Annotated in this window: 9 protein-coding genes; 7 read left to right on the plus strand and 2 right to left on the minus strand. The window is 63.2% G+C overall.

The window, feature by feature from the left end; translation table 11 throughout:
* Positions 1 to 1192: 1192 nt before the first annotated feature.
* Positions 1193 to 2623, plus strand: a complete 1431-nt coding sequence (locus VGP39_RS05365; protein ID WP_327567070.1) for an aldehyde dehydrogenase family protein — start codon at positions 1193 to 1195, stop codon at positions 2621 to 2623.
* 145 nt (positions 2624 to 2768) lie between these two features.
* On the opposite strand, the gene VGP39_RS05370 is transcribed toward VGP39_RS05365, so the two are convergent.
* Complete coding sequence (locus VGP39_RS05370) at positions 2769 to 3734, minus strand: SMP-30/gluconolactonase/LRE family protein (RefSeq protein WP_327567071.1); 966 nt, start codon at positions 3732 to 3734, stop codon at positions 2769 to 2771.
* A 242-nt stretch (positions 3735 to 3976) separates the two neighbouring features.
* Here VGP39_RS05370 and VGP39_RS05375 point away from each other — a divergent pair, with 242 nt between their 5' ends.
* Together VGP39_RS05375 and VGP39_RS05380 are read left to right on the plus strand one after the other, a co-directional pair.
* Positions 3977 to 4795: an NAD(P)-dependent oxidoreductase gene (locus VGP39_RS05375; protein ID WP_327567072.1), complete on the plus strand. Its 819-nt coding sequence runs from the start codon at positions 3977 to 3979 to the stop codon at positions 4793 to 4795.
* Between the two features lie 174 nt (positions 4796 to 4969).
* Complete coding sequence (locus tag VGP39_RS05380; protein WP_327567073.1) at positions 4970 to 6670, plus strand: IlvD/Edd family dehydratase; 1701 nt, start codon at positions 4970 to 4972, stop codon at positions 6668 to 6670.
* Positions 6671 to 6838: 168 nt separating this feature from the next.
* Here the strand turns inward: VGP39_RS05380 and VGP39_RS05385 are convergent, their stop codons facing one another.
* Positions 6839 to 7639: an enoyl-CoA hydratase/isomerase family protein gene (locus tag VGP39_RS05385; protein ID WP_327567074.1), complete on the minus strand. Its 801-nt coding sequence runs from the start codon at positions 7637 to 7639 to the stop codon at positions 6839 to 6841.
* Between the two features lie 226 nt (positions 7640 to 7865).
* On the opposite strand from VGP39_RS05385, the gene VGP39_RS05390 reads away from it, so the two are divergent.
* The 4 genes from VGP39_RS05390 to VGP39_RS05405 form a co-directional block, all read left to right on the plus strand.
* Positions 7866 to 9071, plus strand: a complete 1206-nt coding sequence (locus VGP39_RS05390; RefSeq protein ID WP_327567075.1) for a cytochrome P450 — start codon at positions 7866 to 7868, stop codon at positions 9069 to 9071.
* A gap of 103 nt (positions 9072 to 9174) precedes the next feature.
* Complete coding sequence (locus VGP39_RS05395; RefSeq protein WP_327567076.1) at positions 9175 to 10161, plus strand: sialic acid TRAP transporter substrate-binding protein SiaP; 987 nt, start codon at positions 9175 to 9177, stop codon at positions 10159 to 10161.
* A 168-nt stretch (positions 10162 to 10329) separates the two neighbouring features.
* Positions 10330 to 10899, plus strand: a complete 570-nt coding sequence (locus tag VGP39_RS05400) for a TRAP transporter small permease (RefSeq protein ID WP_327567077.1) — start codon at positions 10330 to 10332, stop codon at positions 10897 to 10899.
* A 16-nt stretch (positions 10900 to 10915) separates the two neighbouring features.
* A partial coding sequence (locus VGP39_RS05405; protein WP_327567078.1) for a TRAP transporter large permease occupies positions 10916 to 12061 on the plus strand: 1146 nt, incomplete at its 3' end.

Here is a 12061-nt window from a genome sequence, read left to right on the forward strand (position 1 = left end):
CTTCCTGATCGAAACGCTGATCGCTGTTCTGCCCGGCATGGCCGTGCCATCATGAGAGCGTATTTGCCGCAAGCTTGCGGCGCGAGCGCTGGCCGTCGCGCCGTTATTCTTGCGGCGCAATGCGCTGCGCTTATTGCGCCCTACGGTCCTGCAGCGCACCGCTCCGCGAAGAGCGGAGCCTGTGCTCGGGCCGCGCAAGGCGCGGACCCGAGTGCGCTGCACTGCGTCCGGGGAACGCAAGCTGTTCACGCAATTGTGAATGTATACCTATCCCCGTGCTCAAGACCTCGCTTATCCTGCGCATGTCCTGTCCAGTGAGGGGCGCTTCTAGAGGCGATCCTGAAGTGGGACAGAGCGAAAGCTTGATCGGCGAGGGGTAACCCGAACCGGTCGGATGCGGCGCCCGCGGACGTGCCTCGCAAGCACGTACTCGGGGGGCCTTGGGTAACCGCCCGAGCCCACTACGGGGCTCTGCCTTAAATGGCTGGGGGGTACAGGTGAAGGGTGGGCGAAAGCCTGCCTGGATGGCGAGTTTTGGCTCGCGCCCGTGCCGGAAGCTCGGTCCCAGGGACGAAGAAGTCGCCGCGATGGAGCGTCCGAAAGGCGCTTTTGTTACTACCAAGGCGCGTCGATCGGGCGCTCCGTCTCCCCTCAAAAGGGGAGATCAACTAAAAGCTCAACTCGCGCGGCGGCGCGAGGACGCAGGCGCTTGGCTGTTTGAATTTTGAAATTTGAAAATTTTGCGAGATGCTGCAACATGCGCTGCGTCATACGCGGGCTTGACCCGCGTATCCATCAGGCTTCGGGAAGAGTCCTTCGAAGAGGATGGATTGCCGGGTCAGGCCCGGCAATGACGAGTGAGTCTCGTGTCCCGGGCGCGATGCGGCATTCTTCATGCCGCTTCGCAGAACCGGGACCGTTACGGATGCTGCCTTCGTTACCACCCCGGCTCTGCAGCGCACCGCTTCGCAAGAGCTACGCGCTGCGCTGCGTCCGGGGAACGTACTGTCGGATGCCTTCGCTGGGACGACAGTGAGTTGGCCTTGCTTCCTCCACATGTCAGACCTTATATGCCAGTCCGCATCATCCGCGGCCCCGCGCATGGCGGGTTCAATTCCCGGCGCTTTCGTGCAAGGATGCTTGCCGGACGTTCCGTTCCCTTCTCAATCGCTTCGAAATCAAGAGGTTCACGATGGTCAACCGCATGCAGTTCTACATCGACGGCGCCTGGGTCGATCCCGCCGTCAAGAAATCCACGCCCGTCGTCAATCCCGCGACGGAAGAGGCGATGTATGAGGTTGCGCTCGGCTCCAAGGCCGACGTCGACAAGGCGGTTGCCGCCGCCAAGCGCGCGTTCGAAACGTTTTCGCAGACCAGCCGCGAGGAGCGCGTCGCGCTGCTAGCCAAGATCATCGAGGTCTACAAGACCCGCATGAAGGACATCGGCGCCGCGGTCTCCGACGAGATGGGCGCGCCGCTGCCGTTCGCGGAAAAATTCCAGGCCGGCGCCGGCCTCGGCCATATCGCCTCCACCCTCGAGGTGCTGAAAAACTACCACTTCGAGGAGCCGGTCGGCTCGGCGATGGTGGTGCGCGAACCGGTCGGCGTCATCGGCATGATCACGCCGTGGAACTGGCCGCTCAACCAGATCGCCTGCAAGGTCGCGCCCGCGCTCGCCGCCGGCTGCACCATGATCCTGAAGCCTTCGGAATTCACGCCGTCATCCGCGCTGATCTTCGCGGAAATTTTGCACGAAGCCGGCGTGCCCAAGGGCGTGTTCAACCTCGTCAACGGCCTCGGCCCTGAAGTGGGCGCCGCCATGAGCGAGCACCCGGACATCGACATGATCTCGTTCACCGGCTCCACGCGGGCCGGCATCGATGTCGCAAAGCGGGCCGCGCCAACCGTAAAACGCGTCAGCCAGGAACTCGGCGGCAAGTCGCCGAACATCATCCTGGAAGACGCCGACCTGCAAAAGGCCGTCGCCGGCGGTGTCGCGCATGTCTTCAACAACTCCGGACAATCCTGCAACGCGCCGACCCGCATGATCGTGCCGCTGTCGAAGATGAAGGAAGTCGCGGCAATCGCCAAAGGCGTCGCCGAGAAGACCAAGGCCGGCGATCCGCGCGCCGAAGGCACCAATATCGGCCCGGTGGTGTCGCGGATTCAGTGGGACAAGATCCAGAAACTGATCCAGAAGGGCATCGAAGAGGGCGCTACGCTGGTCGCCGGCGGTCCCGGTCTGCCCGAAGGCGTCAACAAGGGCTTCTATGTCCGCCCGACGGTGTTCGCCGACGTCACCAACGACATGACCATCGCCCGCGAGGAAATTTTTGGGCCGGTTATTTCGATCCTCGGCGCCAAGGACGAGACGGACGCCGTGAAGATCGCCAACGACACGCCCTATGGGCTGGCGGGTTACGTCTCCGCCGGCAGCGTCGAGCGCGCGCGCGACGTCGGCCGCAAGCTGCGCGCCGGCAACGTCAACCTCAACGGCGTGCCCAACGAGCGCTCCGCGCCCTTCGGCGGCTACAAGCAGTCCGGCAACGGCCGCGAATGGGGCAAATACGGCATGGAGGAATATCTTGAGGTGAAGGCGATCGCCGGCTTCAACGCGGCGTGAGCCGTGTGTCCCGGACGCGCTGCAGCGTTCTTCACGCTGCTGCGCAGAGCCGGGACCGTAACGGGCGCCGACCTCCGTTACGGCCCCGGCTCTGCAGCGCACCGCTCCGCAAGTGCTGCGCGCTGCGCTGCGTCCCGGGCACGGATCATCCCCCCGACGCGCCCTGCGTGTTGACATACAGCGCGTAGATCGACTGGCTCGAGGCCATGAACAGCCGGTTGCGCTTCAAGCCGCCAAAACACAGATTGGCGCAGCGCTCGGGCAGTGCGATGCGGCCGATCTGGGCGCCGTCGGGCGCGAATACGAACACGCCGTCCAGTTCCGGATCGCCCATGCCCCAGCCGCACCACAGATTGCCGTCGATATCGCAGCGCATGCCGTCCGGCGTCCCCGGGCCGGCGTCGATGTGGATGCGCTTGTTGGAAAGGGTTTTGCCATCGGCGCTGACGTCGTAGGCAAGGATCTTGCGGTTCGGCACGCCGCGCGACTCCACGACATAGAGAATCTTCTCGTCCGGCGAGAAGCACAGCCCGTTGGGGCCGAGCACGTCGTCGGCGACGATGGTGGCTGTGCCGGTCTCGCCGTCGATGCGATAGACGTTGGGATTGATCTCGGATTCCGCCTTGTAGCCCTCGTAATTGCCGAGCAGGCCGAACACCGGATCGGTGAACCAGATCGAACCGTCGGACTTCACCACCACGTCGTTAGGCGAGTTCAGCCGCTTGCCCTCGAAGGAATCCATCAGCACCGTGATCGAGCCGTCATATTCGGTCCTGACAACGCGGCGTCCGCCGTGCTCGCAGCCGACCAGCCGGCCCTGGCGGTCGCGGGTATGGCCGTTGGCGAAATTCGACGGCTTGCGGAAGATGCTGACCGCGCCGGTTTCCTCTTCCCATTTCAGGATGCGGTTGTTGGGAATGTCGCTGCACAAAAGATAACGCCCGTCGCCGAACCACACCGGGCCTTCGCCCCAGCGCAGGCCGGTTGCGAGCCGTTCGATCGCCGAGAGTTTCAGCCAGTATTTCTCGAAGCGCGGATCGACCGCGTGAATCGCGGGATCGGGATAACAGGTGGCCGGCCGCCAGCCGGCGCGTTCAGTGGAATCGGACATGGACGTTTCTCGTTGTTGCGTTTCCTCGGCAGTGAGGTTGCTATCATTCGCTTCTGCTGGCAGCAAGCGAGCCGTCATCCTGAGGTGCTCGCCGCGCAGCGGCGAGCCTCGAAGGATCGACCGCAGGCGCGCGACCATCCTTCGAGACGCGCGCAAGAGCGCGCTCCTCAGGATGACGGTCTGCTTGCTGCAAGACCGCCGCCGCGCCATACTCAGATCAAGATTCAACAACGAGGGATGAAATGCCACGCATATTGATGACCGGCGCTTCCGGCGAAATCGGCACGCGCCTGCGAAAGCTGCTGCCGCCGATCTATCCGGATCTGGTGCTGAGCGACGTGAAAACCCCGGCCGATCTCGGTGCGTCCGAAAAATTCAAGCCCGCCGACCTCGCCCATCTCGCCCAGGTCGAATCCATTTGCGAAGGCGTCGACGGCATCCTGCATTTCGGCGGATTCTCGGTCGAAGGCCCGTGGGACACGATCCTGCAGTCCAACATCATCGGCTGCTACAATTTGTTCGAGGCCGCGCGCAAGAAGGACGTCAAGCGCATCGTATTCGCATCGTCCAACCATGCGGTCGGCTTCTATCCCAGGCATCACCGGATCGGCACCGACGTGACGGTGCGCCCCGACAGCCGCTACGGCGTCAGCAAGGCGTTTGGCGAGGCGATCGGTTCGCTCTATGCCGACAAGCACGGCATCGGCGTCACGTGTCTGCGGATCGGCAATTTCGGCGACAAGCCGCTGGATCATCGCCGGCTCTCGATCTGGCTGAAGCCGGAAGACCTGGTGCAGCTCTGCCGGATAGGGCTCGATCATCCCGATATCCATTTCGAGATTCTCTACGGCGCGTCCTATAATGAGCGCGCGTGGTGGGACAACCACCGCGCCTACGATCTCGGCTACCGCCCGACCGGCCGCGCCGAGGATTTTCGCGAGCACGCTCTTGCCGAGCAGGCCAGGCTGAAGCCCGATCCGGTGCGGCAGTTCTACCAGGGCGGCGCGTTCTGCAGCATGGAGTTTTCAGGCGACGCGAGCAAAATCGTGAAGTGGAAGTGACGGCGAAGCCCCGACACGCCGTCATTCCGGGGCGCGCCCTTCGCGCGAGCCCGGAATCCATGACCCCGAATCGTGATTATGGATTCCGGGCCTGCGCCAAGAGGCGCATCCCGGAATGACGGTGTATTATATGGACGGATCGACGCGAACCCGGAACAACAGAAAGAAACGACAATGGCCGACGGATTGCGCAAGGGACTGACCAGTTACGGCGACGCCGGGTTTTCGCTGTTTTTGCGCAAGGCCTTCATCAAGGCGATGGGCTATTCGGATGACGCGCTGAACCGGCCGATCGTGGGGATTACCAACACCCACAGCGACTACAATCCCTGCCACGGCAACGTGCCTGACATCATCGAGGCGGTGAAGCGCGGCGTAATGCTGGCGGGCGCGATGCCGATGGTATTTCCGACCATCTCGATCGCCGAGAGTTTTGCGCATCCGACTTCGATGTACCTGCGCAATTTGATGGCGATAGATACCGAGGAGATGATCCGCGCCCAGCCGATGGACGCTGTGGTGGTGATCGGCGGCTGCGACAAGACGCTGCCGGCGCAGATCATGGCCGCGGTCAGCGCCGATCTGCCGACGGTGGTGATCCCGGTCGGGCCGATGGTGGTCGGCCATCACAAGGGCGAGGTGCTGGGCGCCTGCACCGATTGCCGGCGGTTGTGGGGAAAATTCCGCGCCGGCGAAATCGACGTCGACGAGATCGAGGCGGTCAATGGCCGGCTCGCGCCCTCGGTCGGCACCTGCATGGTGATGGGCACGGCCTCGACCATGGCCTGCATCACCGAGGCGCTGGGCCTGTCGCTGCCGATGAGCGCCACGATCCCGGCTGTTCACGCCGAGCGGTTTCGCCTCGCGGAGGCCAGCGGCAAGCGTGCGGCCGAGATGGCGGTGACAAAGTCGCCGCGTCCAAGCGAATTGCTGACGCCGGCTGCGTTCCGCAACGCGCTGGTGGTGCTGCAGGCGATCGGCGGCTCCACCAATGGCCTCATTCACCTGACCGCGATCGCCAATCGCACGCCGCATCGCATCGATCTCGAGGCCTTCGACAGGCTTGGCCGCGAGGTGCCCGTGCTGATCGACCTGAAACCTTCCGGCGCGCATTACATGGAGCATTTCCATCACGCCGGCGGGGTCCCCAAGCTGATGCAGCAGCTTGGCGACCTGCTCGACCTCGACGCCAAAACCATCGACGGCACGTTGCGCGACGCGGTCGCGAATGCGGAGGAGGTGCCGGGGCAGGACGCTATCCGCGGCCGCAATGATCCCATAAAACCGGAAGGCGCAATGGCGGTGCTGCATGGCAATCTCGCGCCGCGCGGCGCGGTGATCAAGCATTCCGCGGCGAGCCCGAAACTGCTGCAGCACACCGGCCGCGCCGTGGTGTTCGATTCGGTCGAGGACATGACGCTGCGGGTCGACGATCCCGATCTCGACGTCAACGCCGATGACGTGCTGGTGCTGCGCAATGCCGGCCCGAAGGGCGCGCCGGGGATGCCGGAGGCGGGCTATCTGCCGATCCCCATAAAACTCGCGCGCGGCGGCGTGAAGGACATGGTGCGGATTTCCGACGCGCGGATGAGCGGCACCGCGTTCGGCACCATCGTGCTGCACATCACCCCTGAATCCGCGGTCGGCGGACCGCTGGCGCTGGTGCGCAGCGGCGACATGATCCGGCTCGATGTGTCCGCGCGCAGCATCGATCTTCTGGTCGATGCCGCCGAACTGGAAAAACGCCGCATGGCGCTGGCGCCCGCGGTTGCCCCGGAATGGGCGCGGCGCGGCTATGCGCATCTGTTCAACGAGACCATCCTGCAGGCCGATGAAGGCTGCGACTTCGATTTCATGCGCGGGCAGGGGAAGTAGCGACTCGTCCGAATTAACTCTGGTAACCGCATACACCGCCGTCCTCCTGAGGAGCCGCGCCCTTGCGCGGCGTCTCGAAGGATGGCCGCACGCGCTTGTGGCCGATCCTTCGAGGCTCGTCGCTGCGCGGCGAGCACCTCAGGATGACGGCGATGCATGTGGAGGCGGCTACTTCTCCTTGCTTGTGAACTTCTTCACCGCCAGTCGAAACTCTTCCGTCTGCATGCAGCCGATGATGCGAGTTGCTTCGGCGTCGAGTTGCTGCTTGGTCGGCGTTACCACGGCCTGATAGACCAGCGCCTTGGTGCCTCCGATTGCGGCTATGGGATTTTGCGCCAGCCGTTCAGCGAGTTGCCGCGTCGCCGCCTTCAGCTCTGGGGCCGGCACGACCTTGGCAACCAGGCCCCAGTCATAGGCCTGTTGCGCCGAAAAACTGTCCTCGGCGAGAAAAATCTGCAGCGCGCGGCGGACACCTACGGTGCCGACCATGCCGACTGTACTGCCCCCGTCAGGCGACACGCCGATTTTGGCGTAGGCCGGCGTGAAGCGTGCATCCTCGGTCGCGATACAGAGGTCGGCGACGAAGGCGAGGCCCATGCCCGCCCCGGCCGCGGAGCCGTGCACGCTTGTCAGCACGATCTTGGGCATCCGTCGCAAGGTTTCAATAAAGGCGTGGTAGTGCTTGAGCAGTTCGCCGACCACCGGCGCGATGGTGTCGGCGGCAGCCGCCGCGCCGATGGTCTGCAGATCGCCGCCGGCCGAGAAGGCGCGGCCTTCGCCTTCGATCACCAGCACGCGGATGTCGTCATCGCCTTCCACTTCGGCGGCGAGTTGCTCCAGTTTTTGCGCGATGGCGAGATTGACCGAATTGAACGCGTCAGGACGATTGAGCGTGATGGTGGCGATGGGTCCTTCGATCCGCAGCAGCGCGGGATCGTCGGGGAGGGGAGTTGTCGCGGCTTCCGGCATTGCCATGTCCTCGTTTCAAGTCGGACATTTAAATAGCACAAGCAAAGGGGTGACAATCCCCGCCAGAGTCGTGCAAAATACTCTTTCTCCTCATGGTGAGGAGGCGCTCTTGCGCCGTCTCGAACCATGAGCCCGGAACTCCATCCTTCGAGACGCGGCGAAGGCGCCGCTCCTCAGGATGAGCCTGAGCGCGAATACGTGCAAGAAAAGACAAACGGGAGACGACATGGCGAGCGAACAGGCCACCCTGAGCCGTCCGGTATCATCGGTCGATCCGTTTTCGCACGGCTTCCTGCAGGATCCCTATCCGCACCACGAGGCGTTGCGCGAGGCCGGGCCGGTGGTCTGGCTCGAGCAATACGGCATATGGACGATGGCTCGCCACGAGCAGGTCCGCGACGCCTTGACCGATTGGCAGACCTATTGCTCTTCGGCCGGCGTCGGCCTCAGCGATTTCCGTAAAGAACCGCCATGGCGTCCGCCAAGCATCATCCTGGAAGCCGATCCGCCGCTGCATACCCGCACCCGCGCCGTGCTGACCCGCATCCTGTCGCCTGGTGCGATCAAGGTCTTGCGCGATACCTTCGAACGCGAAGCGGAACTTCTGGTCGCGCGGCTGGTCGAAAGCCGGGAATTCGACGGCGTCGCCGACCTCGCCGAGGCCTATCCCCTAAAAGTGTTTCCGGACGCGGTCGGACTTTCCGGCGAAGGCCGCGAGAACCTGCTGCCCTATGGAAGCATGGTGTTCAACTCGTTCGGGCCGCGCAACGAGTTGTTCAACGCCGCGATGGCAAATGCCGGCCCGGTCCGGGACTGGATCATGTCGAAATGCAGCCGCGCAGCGCTGCAGCCGGGCGGGCTGGGCATGCGGATCTTCGATGCGGTGGACTCCGGGGAGTTGAGCGAAGACGAGGCCGGCATGCTGGTCCGTTCGTTCCTGTCGGCAGGCATCGACACCACCGTATACGGGCTCGGCAATGCGCTGTATTGCCTGGCCCGTTATCCCGAGCAATGGAAAGCGTTGCGCGAAAATCCGGCGCTGATCCGCGGCGCGTTCGAGGAGGTGCTGCGCTTCGAGGCGCCGGTGCAGTCCTTCTTCCGCACCACCACCAGGGCAATCGATGTTTCCGGCGTTCGCCTCGGCGAGGGCGAAAAAGTGCTGCTGTTATTCGCCGCCGCCAATCGCGATCCGCGCCGCTGGGACAAGCCCGATAGCTTCGACGTCAAGCGCCGCGCCACCGGCCATATGACCTTCGGCACCGGCATTCATGGCTGCGTCGGCCAGGCCGTGGCGCGGCTGGAGACCGAGGCAATCCTTGGCGCGCTGGTCAGGCGCGTCGCCACGTTCGAGATGACTGCGGAGCCGACGCGCCGGCTCAACAATACGTTGCGCGGGCTCGACACCTTGCCGCTGCGCGTCTTGCCGCTGTGACTTAAGTAGCCTTATCACTACTTGCATCCGCTGGTCATTTCGGCGACGTTATTGGCTGAAGACCCATCTACGAGGTCTCGGCACAATTTTGGGGGAGGATATCATGTCCATCTGGACACGCCGTTTCGCCATGGGCGTGGCATTCGTCATCGCAGCAGCGGTCGCGGGATCAGCCTCGGCACAGACAAAACTCAAATGGGCGCATGTCTACGAGATAGCCGAGCCCTATCATACCGAGGCGCTGTGGGCCGCCGAGGAAATCAAGAAGCGCACCAACGGGCGCTACGAGGTCGCGGTGTTCCCGGCCTCGCAGCTCGGCAACGAGAACCAGATCAACGAAGGTCTCGGCCTCGGCACCGTCGATATGATCTATACCGGCACCTCGTTCGCGGGCTCGATCCACAAGCCGCTGGCGATCTCCGGGGCGCCGTTCATGATGCGCGACTTCGACCACTGGAAGGCCTACCGCGACAGCAAGCTGTTCCGCGATATCTCCAAGGGTTACGAGGACAAGACCCGGCACAAGATCGAGGCGCTCACCTATTACGGCGAGCGGATGGTCACCGCCAACAAGGAAATCAAGAAGCCCGAGGATATGAAGGGCATGAAGCTGCGCGTGCCGCCGGCGCCGCTCTATCTGATGCTGGCGAAGTCGGTCGGCGCCAACGCCACGCCGATCGCTTTCGCGGAAGTCTATCTCGCCTTGCAGCAGGGCACCGTGGACGGCCAGGAAAATCCGCTGCCGACCATCATGGCCAAGAAATTCTACGAGGTGCAGTCGCACATCATGCTGACCGGCCACATCGCCGAATCGCTGCTGACGATCGTCGGCGGACATGTCTGGTCGAAATTGTCCGATGCCGACAAGAAGGTGTTCGACGAGGTGCTGGTTCAGGCGGCCGCCAAGTCGAGCGACCAGATCCGCGCGTCGGAGCAGAAAACCGCCGACGAACTGCGCAAGCTCGGCAAGACCGTGGTCACGGTAGACCGTGAGGCGTTCCGCAAGGCGGCGATCCCGCTGCACAACGACGCGTCGGCCGGCGCCGGCTGGAGCCAGGCGGAGTACGACGCACTGCAGGCGTTGAAGTAGAGCGGATGAGCTAACGGAGTGAACGCGCCAGGGATGTCGTCCCCGCGAAGGCGGGGACCCATAACCCCTGGCGTTGATGATAGCAGAAGGCCTCTGCCACTCTGCCAAAACGAGGTGACACGGCGTATGGGTCCCCGCCTTCGCGGGACGACGGTTCGAGATTAAGCCATGAACACTAGACCTAAGCCCGCCGCCGCTCCCGACGACGACGTTCACCTGATCGTCGCACAGGACGAAGAGGTCATTATCGAGCATTACCCGGAGGACTGGATCGCTTTCGTGCTGTTCTGGGCGCTCGCCATCATCGTCTTCCTGCAGTTCTTCACGCGATACATCATGAACGACAGCCTGTCGTGGACGGAGGAGATCGCGCGTTACGGGTTGATGTCGCTGGCGTTCATCGGCGGCGCCGTGGTCACCCGCAAGAAGGCGCATATCGCGGTCGAACTGGTGTCGAACCTGATGGGTCCCGGACCGATGCGGGCCGCACTGCTGGCGCTGGTGGATTTCATCACGCTCGGATTCATGGCATTGCTGGCCTATTTTTCGCTGACCATCGTCGAGCGGATGCATTACCAGCGCATGACCGTGTTCGAACTGCCGATGAGCATCGTCTACGGCATCGTCGGTCTCGGCTGCTTCATGATGCTGGCGCGCCAGATTCAGGTGGTGTGGCGCAATGCGCGCGACGGCTGGCGTCGGACGCACGATGTTACCGAGCAAATTCACGCCGATTGAGGACTGGGCTTAACCGATGCCGGTTTTAATTTTCGTATTCTTTGCAACGCTGCTGGCCGGCATTCCCGTATTCATCGCGCTGGCGTTCTCATCGCTGCTCTATACGCACTTTATCGCGAACATTCCGGACTTCGTGATCCTGCATCGCATGGCGGGAGGTCTGGACAGCTTTCCGCTGCTGGCGGTGCCGTTCTTCATCCTCGCCGGCAACCTGATGAATTCGGCCGGGATTACCAACCGCATCTATGATTTCGCGGTGGCAACCTGCGGCTGGATGAAGGGAGGGCTCGCCCATGTCAACATTTTCGGCTCGGTGATCTTTGCCGGGATGTCCGGCACCGCCATTGCCGACGCCGCGGGCCTCGGCACCATTGAGATCAAAGCCATGCAGGATCATGGTTATGACCTCGAATTTTCCGTCGGGGTCACCGCGGCCTCGGCGACATTAGGGCCGATCATTCCGCCGTCGCTGCCGTTCGTGATCTACGGCATGATGGGCAACGTCTCGATCGGCGCGCTGTTTTTGGGCGGCTTCATTCCCGGCGCGGTGATGACCATCTTCATGATGCTCTATGTCACCTATTGCGCGCGGCGCTACGGCATGGGCTCCGATCAGGCGTTTCGCTGGAACGTGCTCGGCCGCACCTTCCTCGCGGCGCTGCCGGCCTTGATGACGCCGATGATCATCGTCGGCGGCATGACCTTCGGCTGGTTCACGCCAACCGAGGCTGCGATCGCCGCCTGCGCCTGGGCGCTAATCCTCGGCGTGTTTCTGTATCGCTCGCTGTCGCTGAAGCAGTTCTACAAGGTCTCGATGGACACCATCGAGACCACCGCGGGCGTGCTCTTGATCGTCGCAGCGGCTTCGCTGTTCGGCTGGGTGTTGACCACGACCCGGTTGACGGAAGCAGGGGCCGAAGCGCTGCTGCAACTGACCGACAACAAATACATCATCCTGCTGCTGATCAACGTGCTGCTGTTGGTCGTCGGCTGCTTCCTGGAGCCGATCGCCTCGATCAGCATTCTGGTGCCGGTACTGATGCCGATCATTGTGAAGGTGGGTATCCACCCGGTTCATTTCGGCGTGGTGATGACGCTCAATCTGATGATCGGGCTGCTGCACCCGCCGCTGGGCATGGTGCTGTTCGTGCTGTCGCGGATC

Origin of the sequence: Bradyrhizobium sp. (assembly GCF_036009065.1) — a bacterium.
In the GTDB taxonomy this organism is placed as follows: domain Bacteria; phylum Pseudomonadota; class Alphaproteobacteria; order Rhizobiales; family Xanthobacteraceae; genus Bradyrhizobium.